This window comes from Streptomyces flavalbus (assembly GCF_042674625.1).
Taxonomy (GTDB): Bacteria; Actinomycetota; Actinomycetes; order Streptomycetales; family Streptomycetaceae; genus Streptomyces; species Streptomyces flavalbus.
This window is the reverse complement of the sequence record NZ_JBHTEB010000001.1, coordinates 6,588,138-6,603,602: the sequence shown is the minus strand read 5'-3', so window position 1 is coordinate 6,603,602 and position 15,465 is coordinate 6,588,138. Positions and strand designations below refer to the sequence as shown.

Here is a 15,465-nt window from a genome sequence, read left to right as displayed (position 1 = left end):
TGGAGCCCGCGATGGCCTCTCCCCTGTCCCCCTCTTCCCTGCAGAAGATCGCCGTGGTCGGTCTCGGCACCATGGGCACCGGCATCGCCGAGGTGCTCGCCAAGGCGGGCCGCGACGTCGTCGGCATCGACATCAGCGAGGCCCAGACCGCGGCGTGCGTCGCCGCGCTGGAGTCCGCCACCGCCCGCGCGGTGGCCCGCGGCCGGTTGACGGAGCCGGAGCGCGCCGAGGTCCTGGCCCGCTTCCGCACGGCCACCGAGCTGACCGCCGCGGCCGACGCGGACCTCGTCATCGAGGTGGCGCCGGAGTCGTACGAGGTCAAGCAGCAGATCTTCCGCGAGCTGGACGGGATCGTGCGGCCGGACACCATCCTCGCGACCGGCACCAACGCGCTGTCCGTGACCCGGCTCGCGGCCGACTCGGCGCGTCCCGAGCGGGTGCTCGGGCTGCACTTCTTCAACCCGGCCCCGGCGATGAAGCTGGTCGAGGTGGTCTCCTCGGTGCTGACCGCGCCGGACGCCGTCACCGCCGTCACCGACCTCGCCGTCCAGCTCGGCAAGGAGCCGGTGGCGGTCGGCGACCGGCCCGGGTTCGTCGCCGACGGGCTGCTGTTCGGCTACCTCAACCAGGCCGCCGCGATGTACGAGGCCAACTACGCCACCCGCGAGGACATCGACGCCGCGATGCGGCTGGGCTGCGGGCTGCCGATGGGTCCGCTCGCGCTGCTCGACCTGATCGGCGTCGACACCGCGCGGACCGTCCTGGACGCCATGTACGCCGAGTCCCAGGACCGGCTGCACGCCCCCGCGCCGATCCTGAAGCAGCTCAGCGAGGCCGGGCTGACGGGCCGTAAGGCGGGCCGCGGCTTCTACACCTACGAGGCCCCCGGCAGCGCGACGGTGGTGCGGGACGCGCTGACACCGCTGGCGGGCGGCGGCCTCACGCCGGGCCGCCCGGTCAGCTCGGTCGGCGTGGCCGGTTCCGGGACCATGGCGTCGGGCATCGCGGAGGTGTTCGCCAAGGCCGGGTACGACGTCGTCCTCGCCGCCCGCAGCGAGGAGAAGGCGCAGGCCGCGAAGGCCAGGATCGGCAAGTCGCTGTCCCGCTCGGTGGACAAGGGCCGGATGACCGCGGAGGCCGCCGTCCAGACCCTGGAGCGGATCACCCCGGCGGGCTCCTACGACGCCTTCGCCGACGTCGACCTGGCCGTGGAGGCGGTCGCCGAGGACCTGGACGTCAAGCGGCAGTTGTTCGCGGCGCTGGACAAGGTGTGCAAGCCGGGCGCGGTGCTGGCGACGACCACCTCCTCGCTGCCGGTGATCGCCTGCGCCCGCGCCACCTCGCGCCCGCAGGACGTGATCGGGATGCACTTCTTCAACCCGGCCCCGGCGATGAAGCTGGTCGAGGTGGTGCGCACGGTGCTGACCGGCGACGACGTGCACGCCACCGTCCGCGAGGTGTGCGGCACCATCCGCAAGCACGCCGTGGACTGCGGCGACCGGGCCGGGTTCATCGTCAACGCCCTGCTGTTCCCGTACTTGAACAACGCCATCAAGATGGTCCAGGACCACTATGCCTCCCTCGACGACATCGACGCGGCGATGAAGCTGGGCGGCGGCTACCCGATGGGCCCCTTCGAGCTGCTGGACGTCGTCGGGCTCGATGTCTCGCTGGCCATCGAGAAGGTGCTGCACCGCGAGTTCCGCGACCCGGGCCTGGCCCCGGCACCGCTCCTGGAGCACCTGGTGGCCGCGGGCTGCCTCGGCCGCAAGACGGGCCGCGGCTTCCGCGAATATGCCCGGCGGTGACCGGCCCGGCGACTGGTTCCGCGCGGGCGCGGAGTGGGGCGGACTGCTCGATCCGGGCAGCCGCCCCGCCCCCGCCGCACCCGGCGCTCCCCCGCCCGCGGAGGGCGCGGGAAAGCCCGGACCTGCGCACCAGGCCGCGGACATGCAGTACGTTCGGGTCATGTCCCAGCCCGCCAAGTCCACCCGTACCTCCGCCACGTCCGACGCTCCGGAGACCGCCGCGGGCAGCCGTGCCGCCGCCCAGCGGCTGAAAATGCGCCGGGAGCTGGCGGCGGCGGCCATGGAGCTGTTCGCGACCAAGGGGTACGAGGCGACCACCGTCGACGAGATCGCCGCCCAGGCCGGGGTGGCCCGCCGCACCTTCTTCCGCCACTTCCGCTCCAAGGAGGAGGCGATCTTCCCCGACCACGACGACACCCTGGTCCGGGCGGAGGCGGTGCTGAACGCGGCGCCCGCGCACGAGCACCCGCTCGACACGGTGTGCCGTGGCATCAAGGAGGTCATGCGGATGTACGCGGCCCGGCCGGAGATCTCGGTCGCCCGCTACAAGCTCACCCGCGAGGTGCCCACCCTGCGCGAGGCGGAGATCGCCTCGGTGGCCCGCTACGAACGACTCTTCACCCGCTACCTGCTCGGCCACTTCGACGAGCACGCGCACGACGACGACGCCAACGACGACCCGCTGCTCGCCGAGGTCGCCGCGTCCGCCGTGGTCACCGCCCACAACCACGTGCTGCGGCGCTGGCTGCGGGCGGACGGCCAGGGCGACGTGGAGGCACAGCTCGACCACGCCTTCGCGATCGTCCGCAAGACCTTCGGCGCGGGCATCGGCGTCGGCCGCTCCACCGCGCCCCGGTCCGCCACCGCCCCTGCGGCGGTCTCCGCGCACGGTGAGGTGCTGGTCACGGTGGCCCGCACCGACGCCCCGCTGGACGAGGTCATGCGGACCATCGAGGAGGCCCTGAAGTCCCGCTGACCACCCCTGCGCACCTGTGACGACGGCCACCCTTCGGGGTGGCCGTTTTGGTGTCTCCCGAGCCGTTTTCCACCAGTCCTCCACCCCGGTTCGATCGATCATCGCTCATTTGTTACGTAAAGATTTCATCTGAGAGCAGTTTCTGGCACTCAGTGCCTTGCCAGGTGACACGGTGTGCCATACGTTGAAGGTGTCCGGGCTGTCCCCGCGGGCTGACCCCGCGCCCCGGACGCCTGCGTCACAGGCACCCTCCCGCGCCACAAAGCGCTGCCGAACAGCACCACCCGCCGAACCGACGGCACCTGCGGAAAAACCCCTCAGCAGCACCGACGTAACCCTCAGCGCCCCTCCCTCAGGGCGCTCATCGCCGGAGGCAACACCGTGACCGTGAAGGACATCCTGGCCGCGATCCAGTCGCCCGACTCCACCCCGGCCGACTTCGCCAACCTGCCGCTCCCCGAGTCGTACCGCGCGATCACCGTGCACAAGGACGAGACGGAGATGTTCGCGGGCCTCGAGACCCGCGACAAGGACCCCCGCAAGTCGCTGCACCTGGACGAGGTGCCGCTGCCCGAACTGGGCCCTGGCGAGGCCCTGGTGGCCGTCATGGCCTCCTCGGTCAACTACAACTCGGTGTGGACCTCGATCTTCGAGCCGCTGTCCACCTTCGGGTTCCTGGAGCGCTACGGCCGCACCAACGACCTCGCCAAGCGCCATGACCTGCCGTACCACATCATCGGCTCCGACCTCGCGGGCGTCGTGCTGCGCACCGGCCCCGGCGTCAACGCCTGGCGGCCCGGCGACGAGGTCGTCGCGCACTGCCTCTCCGTCGAGCTGGAGTCCTCCGACGGCCACAACGACACCATGCTCGACCCCGAGCAGCGCATCTGGGGCTTCGAGACCAACTTCGGCGGCCTCGCCGAGATCGCGCTCGTGAAGTCCAACCAGCTCATGCCGAAGCCGGACCACCTCTCCTGGGAGGAGGCCGCCGCGCCCGGGCTGGTCAACTCCACCGCCTACCGGCAGCTCGTCTCCCGCAACGGCGCGGCGATGAAGCAGGGCGACAACGTGCTGATCTGGGGCGCGAGCGGCGGCCTCGGCTCGTACGCCACCCAGTTCGCGCTGGCGGGCGGCGCCCACCCGATCTGCGTCGTCTCCTCGCCGCAGAAGGCGGAGATCTGCCGGTCCATGGGTGCCGAGTCGATCATCGACCGCAACGCCGAGGGCTACCGGTTCTGGAAGGACGAGCAGACCCAGGACCCCAGGGAGTGGAAGCGCTTCGGCAAGCGCATCCGCGAACTCACCGGCGGCGAGGACATCGACATCGTCTTCGAGCACCCCGGCCGCGAGACCTTCGGCGCGTCCGTCTTCGTCACCCGCAAGGGCGGCACCATCACCACCTGCGCCTCCACCTCGGGCTACATGCACGAGTACGACAACCGCTACCTGTGGATGTCGCTGAAGCGGATCATCGGCTCCCACTTCGCCAACTACCGCGAGGCGTGGGAGGCCAACCGCCTGATCGCCAAGGGCAAGATCCACCCGACGCTCTCCAAGGTCTACGCCCTGGAGGAGACCGGCCAGGCCGCGCACGACGTGCACCGCAACGCCCACCAGGGCAAGGTCGGCGTGCTCTGCCTCGCGCCCGAGGAAGGGCTCGGCGTGCGCGACCAGGAGATGCGCGCCCGGCACCTGGACGCCATCAACCGCTTCCGGAACGTCTGAGGGCCGGTCGATGACAGAGCGTCAGACGCCGCAGGCGCGCAAGGAAAGGGACCGTCCGTGGCTGATGCGGACGTACGCCGGTCACTCCACGGCGGAGGCGTCCAACGAGCTGTACCGGCGCAACCTCGCCAAGGGCCAGACGGGACTGTCGGTCGCCTTCGACCTGCCGACCCAGACCGGCTACGACTCCGACCACGTCCTCGCCCGCGGCGAGGTGGGCCGGGTCGGGGTGCCCGTCGCGCACCTCGGGGACATGCGCCGTCTCTTCCAGGACATCCCCCTGGAGCAGATGAACACCTCGATGACCATCAACGCCACCGCCATGTGGCTGCTGGCGCTCTACCAGGTCGTCGCGGAGGAGCAGGGCGCGGACGTCACCAGGCTCCAGGGCACCACCCAGAACGACATCGTCAAGGAGTACCTGTCCCGGGGCACGCACGTCTTCCCCCCGGGGCCCTCCCTCCGCCTGACGACCGACATGATCGCCTACACGGTCTCCCACCTGCCCAAGTGGAACCCGATCAACATCTGCAGCTACCACCTCCAGGAGGCGGGCGCGACGCCGGTCCAGGAGATCGCCTACGCGATGTCCACGGCGATCGCCGTCCTGGACGCCGTACGCGACTCCGGACAGGTGCCGCAGGAGCGCATGGGCGACGTGGTGGGCCGGATCTCCTTCTTCGTGAACGCGGGCGTCCGGTTCATCGAGGAGATGTGCAAGATGCGCGCCTTCGGCCGCATCTGGGACCGCGTCACCCATGAGCGGTACGGCATCGAGGACCCCAAGCACCGCCGCTTCCGGTACGGCGTCCAGGTCAACTCCCTCGGGCTGACCGAGGCGCAGCCGGAGAACAACGTCCAGCGGATCGTCCTGGAGATGCTGGCGGTGACCCTCTCCAAGGACGCACGCGCGCGTGCCGTGCAGCTCCCCGCCTGGAACGAGGCGCTCGGCCTGCCGCGCCCCTGGGACCAGCAGTGGAGCCTGCGCATCCAGCAGGTGCTGGCCCACGAGAGCGACCTGCTGGAGTACGACGACATCTTCGAGGGCTCGAAGGTGATCGAGGCGAAGGTGGACGAGCTGGTCGACGCGGCGTTCGCCGAGATGGACCGCATCGAGGAGATGGGCGGCGCGATGGCGGCCGTCGAGTCCGGCTACCTGAAGTCGCAGCTCGTCGCCTCCCACGCGGAGCGCCGGGCCCGGATCGAGTCCGGGCAGGAGAAGATCGTCGGCGTCAACATCTTCGAGACGACCGAGCCGAACCCGCTCACCGCCGACCTGGACACCGCGATCCAGACGGTCGACCCGGCGGTGGAGGCCCGCGTCGTCGCCGCCCTCCAGGAGTGGCGGGACACCCGCTACCAGCCGCCCTTCAACCACCCGCGCCCCTGCAAGGCGCTGGAGCGGCTGAAGGAGGCCGCCAAGGGCACCGACAACCTGATGGAGGCCACCCTGGAGTGCGCCCGCGCGGGCGTGACGACCGGCGAGTGGGCGGGCGCCCTGCGCGAGGTGTTCGGCGAGTTCCGGGCGCCCACCGGGGTCTCCTCGGCGCCGGTCGCGGTGACCGCCGAGGAGGGCACGGCGATGGCCGACGTCCGCCGCAGGGTGGACGCCACCGCCCGGGACCTCGGCGTCGGCAAGCTCCGGTTCCTGGTCGGCAAGCCGGGCCTGGACGGGCACTCCAACGGCGCCGAGCAGATCGCCGTACGCGCGCGGGACGCGGGCTTCGAGGTGGTCTACCAGGGCATCCGGCTCACCCCGGAGCAGATCGTCGACGCCGCCCTCGCGGAGGACGTGCACGCGGTCGGCCTGTCCATCCTGTCCGGTTCGCACGCCCAGCTCGTGCCGGACGTACTCGAACGGCTGCGTGTGGCAGGTGCCACAGACATCCCGGTGATCGCCGGTGGCATCATCCCGAACGGTGACGCCGAACAGCTCCGGGCCGCCGGAGTGGCCGCGGTCTTCACCCCGAAGGACTTCGACATCACCGGCATCATCGGCCGCATCGTCGACGAGATCCGCACAGCCAACAAGCTCGACCCCCTGGAGGTCCCCGCATGACCACGGTCAACCGCCTTCGCCCCCGGCGTTCCTGCCTGGCGGTACCGGGTTCCAACCCGCGCTTCCTGGAGAAGGCCCAGGGCCTCCCCGCCGACCAGGTCTTCCTGGACCTGGAGGACGCCTGCGCGCCGCTCGCCAAGCCGGAGGCCCGGCACACCATCGTCAAGTTCCTCAACGAGGGCGACTGGACCGGCAAGACCCGCGTCGTGCGCGTCAACGACTGGACCACCGAGTGGACGTACCGCGACGTCGTGACCGTCGTCGAGGGCGCGGGCCCGAACCTGGACTGCATCATGCTGCCGAAGGTCCAGGACGCCCAGCAGATCGTCGCCCTCGACCTGCTGCTCACCCAGATCGAGAAGACGATGGGCTTCGAGGTCGGCCGGATCGGCATCGAGGCGCAGATCGAGAACGCGCAGGGCCTGAACAACGTCAACGAGATCGCGCAGGCGTCCCCGCGCGTCGAGACGATCATCTTCGGCCCGGCCGACTTCATGGCGTCCATCAACATGAAGTCGCTGGTCGTGGGCGAGCAGCCGCCCGGCTACCCGGCGGACGCCTACCACTACATCCTGATGAAGATCCTGATGGCCGCCCGCGCCAACAACCTCCAGGCGATCGACGGCCCCTACCTCCAGATCCGCAACGTCGACGGCTACCGCGAGGTCGCCCAGCGCGCCGCCGCGCTCGGCTTCGACGGCAAGTGGGTGCTGCACCCCGGCCAGGTCGAGGCGTCCAACGAGATCTTCTCGCCGTCCCAGGAGGACTACGACCACGCCGAGCTGATCCTGGACGCGTACGACTACTACACCTCCGAGGCGGGCGGCAAGAAGGGCTCCGCGATGCTCGGCGACGAGATGATCGACGAGGCCAGCCGCAAGATGGCGCTGGTCATCGCGGGCAAGGGCCGCGCCGCCGGAATGCGGCGGACCAGCACGTTCGAGATTCCGGAGGCGTAAGGCCATGCAGTTCGGGCGCACCTACGAGGAGTTCGAGGTCGGGGCGGTCTACAAGCACTGGCCGGGCAAGACGGTCACCGAGTACGACGACCACCTCTTCTGCCTCCTCACCATGAACCACCACCCGCTCCACATGGACAGCAACTACGCGGAGCGGACGACGGACTTCGGCAAGAACGTCGTCGTCGGGAACTACGTCTACTCGCTCCTGCTCGGCATGTCCGTCCCGGACGTCTCCGGCAAGGCGATCGCCAACCTGGAGATCGAGTCGCTGCGGCACGTGGCCCCGACCTTCCACGGCGACACCATCTACGGCGAGACGACCGTGCTGGACAAGTGGCCGTCGAAGTCGAAGGACGACCGCGGCATCGTGCACGTGGAGACCAAGGGATACAAGCAGGACGGCACCCTGGTCTGCGTCTTCCGCCGCAAGGTGATGGTGCCGACCGAGACGTACATCAAGGCGCGCGGCGGCGAGCAGCCGGGCCGCCCCGAACTGAAGGAACAGGGGAAGTAACGATGGCCCGCCTCGCCCAGACCGCCGGTCTGACCGACGTCCAGCAGGAGATCCTGTCCACCGTCCGCGACTTCGTGGACAAGGAGATCATCCCGGTCGCGACCGAGCTGGAGCACCGCGACGAGTACCCGCAAGCGATCGTCGACGGCCTGAAGGAGTTGGGCCTGTTCGGCCTGATGATCCCCGAGGAATACGGCGGCCTGGGCGAGTCGCTGCTGACGTACGCGCTGTGCGTGGAGGAGATCGCCCGGGGCTGGATGTCCGTCTCCGGCATCATCAACACGCACTTCATCGTCGCGTACATGCTCAAGCAGCACGGCACGCAGGAGCAGAAGGACCACTTCCTGCCCCGCATGGCCGCGGGCGACATCCGCGGCGCGTTCTCGATGTCGGAGCCGGGCCTCGGCTCCGACGTGTCGGCGATCACCTCGAAGGCGGTCAGGGACGGCGAGGAGTACGTCCTCAACGGCCAGAAGATGTGGCTGACCAACGGCGGTACGTCGTCGCTGGTGGCCGTCCTGGTCAGAAGTGACGAAGGACACCCCGAGGGGACGGCCCCCCACAAGTCGATGACCACCTTCCTGGTGGAGAAGGAGCCCGGCTTCGGCGAGGTCCGTCCCGGCCTCACCATCCCGGGCAAGATCGACAAGATGGGCTACAAGGGGGTGGACACCACCGAACTCATCATGGATGGCCTGCGGATTCCCGCCGACCGGGTGCTCGGCGGGGTCACCGGCCGAGGTTTTTACCAAATGATGGACGGCGTCGAGGTGGGCCGCGTGAACGTGGCGGCGCGTGGCTGCGGCGTCGCTCAGCGTGCCTTCGAACTGGGCGTCCAGTACGCCCAGCAGCGGCACACCTTCGGCAAGCCGATCGCCCAGCACCAGGCCATCCAGTTCAAGCTGGCGGAGATGGCCACCAAGGTCGAGGCGGCCCATGCGATGATGGTGAACGCGGCACGCAAAAAGGACTCCGGGCAGCGAAACGACCTCGAAGCGGGGATGGCGAAGTACCTCGCCTCCGAGTACTGCAAGGAGGTCGTGGAGGACGCCTTCCGGATCCACGGCGGCTACGGCTTCTCCAAGGAGTACGAGATCGAGCGCCTCTACCGGGAGGCCCCGATGCTGCTGATCGGTGAGGGTACCGCCGAGATCCAGAAAATGATCATTGGACGCCGACTGCTCGAAGAGTATCGATTCCAGGGCTGAATGTCCGGAAACGGGGTGTTATCTCCGAGAAGAAGATCACACCCCGTAGGCACTCTCCAGCCGTCGACTCAGCTTCCGGGCTTACCCAGTTGTGGCGCTTAGCCGCTACGATCGCCGGAAAGCCGCCGTCCCCCGTCAGAAGCGCGGCGTAATCCGCTACGAAGGTCATCCATGCCCCACAGCCAAACCTCTGCACCTCGCGACAGCCTGGCCGGCGTACGCCTCGCGCGCGGAGCATCGCCGTGGCTCCTCCCGACCGTTGCCACCGCAGCCCTCAGCCTCGCCCGTGCGCGCCGCTCCGGCGTGGCCAAGGCCGTCGCCGTCCCCGCCACCGCGCTCGCGGCGGGGATGCTGTGGTTCTTCCGCGACCCCGAGCGCGAGATCGCCCAGGGCAGGGTCATCTCGCCCGCCGACGGCGTGGTGCAGAGCATCATGCCGTGGAAGGACGGCCGCACCCGCGTCGCGATCTTCATGAGCCCGCTCAACGTGCACGTCAACCGTGCCCCGCTGTCCGGCACGGTGACGTCCGTGGAGCACGTCCCGGGCGGATTCGTTCCCGCGTTCAACAAGGAGAGCGAGAACAACGAGCGCGTCGTCTGGCACTTCGACACCGAACTCGGTGACATCGAGATGATCCAGATCGCGGGCGCGGTGGCCCGCCGTATCGTCCCCTACCTCCCCGAGGGCACCAAGGTCGAGCAGGGCGACCGGATCGGCCTGATCCGCTTCGGCTCCCGGGTCGACCTCTACCTGCCGGAGGGCGTGGACGTCGCGGTCGAGGTCGGCCAGAAGACGGTGGCTGGGGTGACTCGCATTGACCGTGACTGACCCGGAGACGCAAACGGGCTGGGTGCCGGAGGTCGCCGAGGACGAAGAGGAGGAGATGCCCCTCTCTCTGCGCCTGTCGATAGCGGACACCCTCACCCTGGGCAACGCGACCTGTGGCTTCATGGCGGTGTACTTCACCACCACCGGCATCCTGATCCCGCACCTCACGGGCAGCCAGGAGACCGGCATGGCCCGCCACAGCGCGGCCACGGCGGTCATCCTCATGCTCTGCGCGGCGGTCTTCGACCTGTTCGACGGCCTGGTGGCGCGCAAGCTCCGCTCCTCCCCCATGGGCGCGGAGCTGGACAACCTCTCCGACCTGATCAGCTTCGGCCTGGCCCCGGCGTACTTCGTCCTGGTCTACGGCATGGTCGCGGACGACGCCCACCAGCGGGTGGCGGCGGTGGGCGCGATCGTCGTGCTCCTGGCCGTCGTCCTCCGCCTGGCGAGGTTCTCCTGCGTCACCCCGACGAACGGCATGTTCCAGGGGATGCCGAGCCCCTTCGGCGCCCTGACGGTCGTCGCCATCGTCCTGCTTGAGCTGCCCTTCGTCGCCACCCTGCTGGCGATCATCGGCACCGCCTGGCTGATGGTGAGCCGGGTCGAGTACCCCAAGCCGCGGGGCCGCCTCGCGGTGGCGATGCTCGCCTGGATCGTCCTGTCGATGGGCCTCCTCTCCGCCTGGGCCTTCGGCGCCCCCAGCGGCCAGCTCCTCCTCCAGACGGGCTGCGCCCTCCAACTGGTCACCGGCGCGGTGATCCCCCTGTTCGCCACGGCCCGCCGGGTGAACAACTTCCGCGACAACCGCCGCGAGGCGCGAGCGGCGCAGCTCCCGTAGCCACGACGGCGGCGGCCCCGAACCCGGGATGGGGTTCGGGGCCGCCGCCGTTTTCAGCGCCGGTCGCACTCTCCAGCCCGTCCGGCGTTTGAGGACGAGGCCCTTTCGGGGCCGAAGCGGGGGTCTGGGGGCGGCAGCCCCCAGGGACGGGACGGGTAGGGGCGGCGGGGGCGAAGAACCCGGGCCTCAGCGCAGGAAGTCCCGCGCGATCCCCTCAGCCACCCGCTCCAGAATCGGCCCCGCATCCGCGATGCACCGCGACACATCCGGCTCCACGTCCGTCAGCGGATACGCCCGCCGAATCCCCGCCCGCCCCAACACCTCCGGCGCCAGCGCCAGCCGCCCACACACCGCGACGACCTCCTTGCCCGCCGCCCGCGCCGCCGCCGCGACCCCGGCGGGAGCCTTGCCGTGCAGGGTCTGCTCATCGAGCGACCCCTCCCCGGTGATCACCAGCTCCGCCCGCTCCAGCGCCGCACCGAACCCGAGCACATCGAGCATCACCTCGATCCCGGGCCGGAACCGCGCCCCGAGCAGCAGCGCCCCGTACCCGACCCCGCCCGCCGCCCCCGCCCCGGCCGCGAGCGCGTACTCGGCGGCCCGCTCTCCCAGGGGCGTGCCCTCCAGCACCTTGGCGAAGCGCCCGAGCGCGGCGTCCAGCACCGCCACGTCGTCCGGCGAGGCCCCCTTCTGCGGCCCGTACACCGCCGCCGCGCCCGTCGGCCCGGTCAGCGGGTTGTCGACGTCGCTGGCGAGCACCAGCTCCACCCCCGCCAGCCGCGGGTCGAGCCCGGACAGATCGGCGGAGACCAGCTCGGCCAGCCCGCCGCCCCCCGGCGGCACGGGCTCCCCCGCACCGTCCAGGAACCGCGCCCCGAGCGCGGACAGCATCCCCGCGCCCCCGTCGGTCGTCGCGCTCCCGCCGACGCCGAAGACGATGGTCCGGGCCCCGGCGTCCAGCGCGGCCCGCAGCAGCTCACCGGAGCCGTACGTCGACGCGGTCAGCGGGGCGAGGACCCCGGCGGGCAGCCGCTGCAAGCCGCTGGCCTCGGCCATCTCCACCACGGCGGTACCGTCCCGCAGCGCGAACGCCGCGTCGACCTCGCCGCCGAGCGGCCCGGCCACCCGCACCTCCCGCCGCTCGAACCCGGCGGCGACGGCGGCGGCCACGGTCCCGTCACCGCCGTCGGCCACCGGCAGCGCGGCGACCTCGGCGTCCGGCACGACCCGGCGCAACCCGGCCGTGACCCGCCGCGCGACCTCCACGGCGGTCAGCGAGCCCTTGAACTTGTCCGCGGCGATGAGCACCCTGCGTGCCCCGTGCACTGCGTCCGCCACCTGGCATTCCCCTTGCTCTCCGAGCCCTGCGCACGTCAGGCACGTCAGGGCAGTCGCGCCGCAGCGACCCTAACCGGAGCGCGCCCCCGCCGTCATGCCCCTGCCCAGCCCGTGGAACGCCGGGACACCGTCAGTCCGACGTGGTCCGGGCGTCCTCCCCCGCGAGTCGCCGCAGCAGCGCGGGCAGCGCCGTCCCGATCGGCTCCCGGATCACCTCGTCGGCGAGGTCGTCGTACGGCGTCGGCTCGGCGTTGACGATGATCAGCCGGGCGCCGTGGTCGGCGGCGACCCCGGCGAGCCCGGCGGCGGGCTGCACCTGGAGGCTGGTGCCCACGGCGACGAAGACCTGGCACGCCTTGGAGATGGCGAGGGCGTCACCGAGGACGACCGGGTCGAGGCGTTCACCGAACATCACCGTCGCGGGCTTGAGGATGCCGCCGCACTCCAGGCACGCCGGGTCGTCCTCCCCGGCGTCCACCCGCGCGAGCGCGTCCACCATGGCGCTGCGGGCGTGGCACTGGGTGCACACCACGCTCCGCGCGCTGCCGTGCAGTTCGAGGACCTTGCGGGCGGGCATCCCGGCGAGCTGGTGCAGCCCGTCCACGTTCTGCGTGATCACCCGCACCGGCACCCCGGCCCGCTCCAGCTCGGCCACCGCCCGGTGCGCGGCGTTCGGCTCGGCCCCGAGGGCGCCGTCGCGCCGCCGCATCCGCCAGGACCGGCGCCGGATCTCGGGATCGCCCATGTAGGAGTCGTACGTCACGAGCTTCTCGGCGTCCGGCTCCCGCCGCCACAGCCCGTTGGGCCCGCGGTAGTCGGGGATGCCGGAGTCGGTGGAGATACCGGCGCCGCTGAGGAGGGCGACCATGGGCTTGTTCATGACGCCGAGGGTAGGGCGGGCCCTGAAGAAGCCGCGAACGGATAATCACACCGGTGTGGATCTCGGTGCTAGGGTCCGCCCATGGCAAAGGTCTCCGTGTCCCTCGATGCCGATCTCGTCGTGGAAGCCATGGTGCTGTCCGGCGTCGGCAGCCCGCAGGACGCCGTCGAGTTGGTGGTGCGCGACTACATCGAGCGGGGTCACCGAACCGAGGCGCGGGTCGCGCAGCGCGACGAGGAGCTGCGCGCGGTGGAGCTGAAGCCACGTGACGTGGAAGGCTGAGCGGGCTGAGCGGACCGCTCGTCAGCCGACGCGGTAGCCGTTCTCCAGTTCCACCGTGCCCGCGCCGGAGTTGACCGCGTCCAGGGCCGCGAGGACGCGGCGGCCCAGCGCGCCCGGCAGGTGGGCGAGCAGGTCGGCGCGCGGGACGAGGCGCCAGGACAGCAGTTCCTCCTCCTGGAGGCGGATCGACCCGAGGTCGTCCTCGCTGAGCACCCCGCCGTCGTAGACGTAGGCCACCACGGGTGGCCTACCGGCGCCCGGCACCCAGTCCACCGCGAGCAGGCGCCCCAGTTCGACGTCCAGGCCGATCTCCTCGGCCGTCTCCCGGCGCGCGCCCTGCCGTGGGGTCTCCCCGTCGTCGGACTCGACGGTGCCGCCCGGCAGCGCCCAGCCCTCGCGGTAGTTGGGGTCGACGAGCAGTACCCGGCCCTCCGGGTCGCGGAACAGCACGGCGGCACCGGCGAGGACGCGCGGCAGACTGGCGATGTACGTGGCGTAGTCCAAGGTCGTCACCCTGGAAGGGTAACCAGCGCGGCCCCGTCAGCCCGCTGACTTGGGCCGATCCACGCTTTCGTGGGGAACGGACGCGTGCGCGAGCGCGCTGGGGGTGAGTCGGCCTACGATCGCCGGGGCCTCCCGGACGAGGGTGTCGTCGGTGAGCGCGGCCACCATGAACAGCGCGAAGTCCACACGGCGGGTGCGGTTGCTGGCCAGCACGGGGTCGCCCACGTGCTGGCTCCACACCGGCAGGCCCTGGCTCTCGCCCTCCTCCAGACTGCTGCCGCGCACCACGGTCCACCGGGTGTCGCTGGCGAACACCCTCCGGCACGCCTCCACCTGGTCGTCGATCTCGACGGCGCGGACGAGCCTGCCCAGCACGGCGGCGATCCGGACAGCCGCGCGGAACCACCACGTGTACCGGTCCCGCCCGTCCCGGGTGATGTGCCACCCGCAGGAAAACACCAGCCGGGCGCCCGGCGGAGCGTGGTCGAGCACCGCCTGCGCCGTGCCCGACGCGTACTGCTGTACCCCCCACGGCACCAGCACCGTCAGCACCCCGTCGCACCCGGCGACGGCCCGCCGGATCACCTCGGGGTCGTCGGTGTCTCCGGGGACGACGGTGATCCGCCCCTCGAACGCGGCCAGCTTCGGCACGCTGGCCTCCCGGCACACGCCGACCACCTCGTAGCCCCGGTCCAGCGCGTGCCGCACCATGTACTGCCCCAGCTTCCCCGACGCCCCGATGACACAGATCCTCCGCACCGCGTCCCCCCACTCCCGGCAACCTTATCTTGTAAGGCAAGCTAGCCTTATGCCGTAAGGCGGTCAAGGCGGCGGACGGAAGGGGAGGGCGCGGATGCCCGAGCGGGGCACGGGGCGGCGGCGTACGACCGCACGTCCCCCACTGAGCCGGGAACGGGTGATCCGTACGGCGGTGGCGGTGGCGGACGAGAAGGGCTCGGTCGCCGCTCTCACCATGCGGGCCGTCGCCCAGCGGCTGGGGGTCGAGGCGATGTCCCTCTACCACCATGTGGCGGGCCGCGAGGAGATCCTCGACGGCATGGTGGACGCGGTGTTCGCCGAGATCGACCTGCCGCCGCACGACGGGGACTGGAAGAGCGCCATGCGTCACCGCGCCGAGTCGGCCCGGGCCGCCCTGCGCCGTCACCCGTGGGCCGTCGGCCTGATGGACTCCCGCGCCCAGCCAGGCCCGGCGACCCTGCGCCACCACGACGCCGTCCTCGGCAGCCTGCGCGGCTCGGGCTTCTCCGTCCCGATGGCCGCGCACGCCTTCTCACTGATCGACAGCTACCTGTACGGCTTCGTCCTACAGGAACTGAGTCTGCCCTTCACCGGTGAGGCGGAACTGCACGACGTCGCCGACGCGATGCTGCGCGCGATGCCCCCCGACACCTATCCCCACCTCGCCGAACTGGCCACCGAACACGCCCTCAAGCCCGGGTACGACTACGCCGACGAGTTCGCCTTCGGCCTCGCCCTGATCCTCGACGCGCTCGGCCCGGACGAGGTTCCGGGCGGGTAGCGG

Annotated in this window: 15 protein-coding genes; 11 read left to right on the top strand and 4 right to left on the bottom strand. The window is 71.0% G+C overall.

Annotated features, from left to right (window positions below):
* Window positions 1-11 precede the first annotated feature (11 nt).
* From ACFQZ6_RS29495 to pssA, 9 genes are all read left to right on the top strand, one after another.
* Window positions 12-1,808 carry a 3-hydroxyacyl-CoA dehydrogenase family protein gene (locus ACFQZ6_RS29495; protein WP_381614987.1) on the top strand — a complete coding sequence of 599 codons (1,797 nt, stop codon included), beginning with the start codon at window positions 12-14 and terminating at the stop codon, window positions 1,806-1,808.
* A 160-nt stretch (window positions 1,809-1,968) separates the two neighbouring features.
* Complete coding sequence (locus tag ACFQZ6_RS29490) at window positions 1,969-2,784, top strand: TetR family transcriptional regulator (RefSeq protein WP_381614984.1); 816 nt, start codon at window positions 1,969-1,971, stop codon at window positions 2,782-2,784.
* Between the two features lie 387 nt (window positions 2,785-3,171).
* On the top strand, window positions 3,172-4,509 hold the full coding sequence (gene ccrA / locus ACFQZ6_RS29485) for a crotonyl-CoA carboxylase/reductase (protein ID WP_381618739.1): 1,338 nt from the start codon (window positions 3,172-3,174) through the stop codon (window positions 4,507-4,509).
* 10 nt (window positions 4,510-4,519) lie between these two features.
* Window positions 4,520-6,568 (top strand): protein meaA, encoded by a 2,049-nt coding sequence (locus ACFQZ6_RS29480; protein ID WP_381614981.1) that lies wholly within the window; start codon window positions 4,520-4,522, stop codon window positions 6,566-6,568.
* Window positions 6,565-7,527, top strand: coding sequence for an HpcH/HpaI aldolase/citrate lyase family protein (locus tag ACFQZ6_RS29475; protein ID WP_381614979.1), 963 nt, complete (start codon window positions 6,565-6,567; stop codon window positions 7,525-7,527). Before ACFQZ6_RS29480 ends, ACFQZ6_RS29475 begins: the two co-directional genes overlap by 4 nt.
* Window positions 7,528-7,531: 4 nt before the next feature.
* Window positions 7,532-8,044, top strand: coding sequence for a MaoC family dehydratase (locus ACFQZ6_RS29470; RefSeq protein WP_381614977.1), 513 nt, complete (start codon window positions 7,532-7,534; stop codon window positions 8,042-8,044).
* A gap of 2 nt (window positions 8,045-8,046) precedes the next feature.
* Window positions 8,047-9,252 carry an acyl-CoA dehydrogenase family protein gene (locus tag ACFQZ6_RS29465; RefSeq protein ID WP_381614974.1) on the top strand — a complete coding sequence of 402 codons (1,206 nt, stop codon included), beginning with the start codon at window positions 8,047-8,049 and terminating at the stop codon, window positions 9,250-9,252.
* Between the two features lie 171 nt (window positions 9,253-9,423).
* The gene (locus tag ACFQZ6_RS29460; RefSeq protein ID WP_381614972.1) at window positions 9,424-10,080 is read left to right on the top strand and encodes a phosphatidylserine decarboxylase; all 657 of its coding nucleotides are present in this window, start codon (window positions 9,424-9,426) and stop codon (window positions 10,078-10,080) included.
* Complete coding sequence (gene pssA, locus ACFQZ6_RS29455) at window positions 10,067-10,918, top strand: CDP-diacylglycerol--serine O-phosphatidyltransferase (RefSeq protein ID WP_381614969.1); 852 nt, start codon at window positions 10,067-10,069, stop codon at window positions 10,916-10,918. The genes ACFQZ6_RS29460 and pssA overlap by 14 nt, the downstream gene beginning before the upstream one ends.
* 186 nt (window positions 10,919-11,104) lie before the next feature.
* Here the strand turns inward: pssA and ACFQZ6_RS29450 are convergent, their stop codons facing one another.
* Together ACFQZ6_RS29450 and ACFQZ6_RS29445 are read right to left on the bottom strand one after the other, a co-directional pair.
* On the bottom strand, window positions 11,105-12,256 hold the full coding sequence (locus ACFQZ6_RS29450; RefSeq protein WP_381614967.1) for a glycerate kinase: 1,152 nt from the start codon (window positions 12,254-12,256) through the stop codon (window positions 11,105-11,107).
* 130 nt (window positions 12,257-12,386) lie between these two features.
* A complete protein-coding gene (locus ACFQZ6_RS29445; RefSeq protein ID WP_381614965.1) occupies window positions 12,387-13,136 on the bottom strand; it encodes an SIR2 family NAD-dependent protein deacylase in 750 nt (249 codons plus the stop codon).
* A gap of 81 nt (window positions 13,137-13,217) precedes the next feature.
* Between ACFQZ6_RS29445 and ACFQZ6_RS29440 the strand changes: the two genes are divergently transcribed.
* Window positions 13,218-13,418: a DUF2191 domain-containing protein gene (locus ACFQZ6_RS29440; RefSeq protein WP_381614962.1), complete on the top strand. Its 201-nt coding sequence runs from the start codon at window positions 13,218-13,220 to the stop codon at window positions 13,416-13,418.
* A 21-nt stretch (window positions 13,419-13,439) separates the two neighbouring features.
* Here ACFQZ6_RS29440 and ACFQZ6_RS29435 read toward each other — a convergent pair whose 3' ends face one another.
* Window positions 13,440-13,931 carry an NUDIX domain-containing protein gene (locus tag ACFQZ6_RS29435; RefSeq protein WP_381614959.1) on the bottom strand — a complete coding sequence of 164 codons (492 nt, stop codon included), beginning with the start codon at window positions 13,929-13,931 and terminating at the stop codon, window positions 13,440-13,442.
* Window positions 13,932-13,958: 27 nt separating this feature from the next.
* Window positions 13,959-14,681, bottom strand: a complete 723-nt coding sequence (locus tag ACFQZ6_RS29430) for an NAD(P)-dependent oxidoreductase (protein ID WP_381614956.1) — start codon at window positions 14,679-14,681, stop codon at window positions 13,959-13,961.
* A 94-nt stretch (window positions 14,682-14,775) separates the two neighbouring features.
* On the opposite strand from ACFQZ6_RS29430, the gene ACFQZ6_RS29425 reads away from it, so the two are divergent.
* A complete protein-coding gene (locus ACFQZ6_RS29425) occupies window positions 14,776-15,462 on the top strand; it encodes a TetR/AcrR family transcriptional regulator (protein WP_381614953.1) in 687 nt (228 codons plus the stop codon).
* The last annotated feature ends 3 nt before the right edge of the window (window positions 15,463-15,465 follow it).

Coding starts and splice junctions, on each gene's coding strand:
- ACFQZ6_RS29490 (WP_381614984.1), top strand. CDS start 1,969: ATGTCCCAGCCCGCCAAGTCCACCCGTACCTCCGCCACGTCCGACGCT.
- ACFQZ6_RS29495 (WP_381614987.1), top strand. CDS start 12: ATGGCCTCTCCCCTGTCCCCCTCTTCCCTGCAGAAGATCGCCGTGGTC.
- ACFQZ6_RS29440 (WP_381614962.1), top strand. CDS start 13,218: ATGGCAAAGGTCTCCGTGTCCCTCGATGCCGATCTCGTCGTGGAAGCC.
- ACFQZ6_RS29460 (WP_381614972.1), top strand. CDS start 9,424: ATGCCCCACAGCCAAACCTCTGCACCTCGCGACAGCCTGGCCGGCGTA.
- ACFQZ6_RS29445 (WP_381614965.1), bottom strand. CDS start 13,136: ATGAACAAGCCCATGGTCGCCCTCCTCAGCGGCGCCGGTATCTCCACC.
- ACFQZ6_RS29480 (WP_381614981.1), top strand. CDS start 4,520: ATGACAGAGCGTCAGACGCCGCAGGCGCGCAAGGAAAGGGACCGTCCG.
- ACFQZ6_RS29465 (WP_381614974.1), top strand. CDS start 8,047: ATGGCCCGCCTCGCCCAGACCGCCGGTCTGACCGACGTCCAGCAGGAG.
- ACFQZ6_RS29470 (WP_381614977.1), top strand. CDS start 7,532: ATGCAGTTCGGGCGCACCTACGAGGAGTTCGAGGTCGGGGCGGTCTAC.
- ACFQZ6_RS29425 (WP_381614953.1), top strand. CDS start 14,776: ATGCCCGAGCGGGGCACGGGGCGGCGGCGTACGACCGCACGTCCCCCA.
- ACFQZ6_RS29475 (WP_381614979.1), top strand. CDS start 6,565: ATGACCACGGTCAACCGCCTTCGCCCCCGGCGTTCCTGCCTGGCGGTA.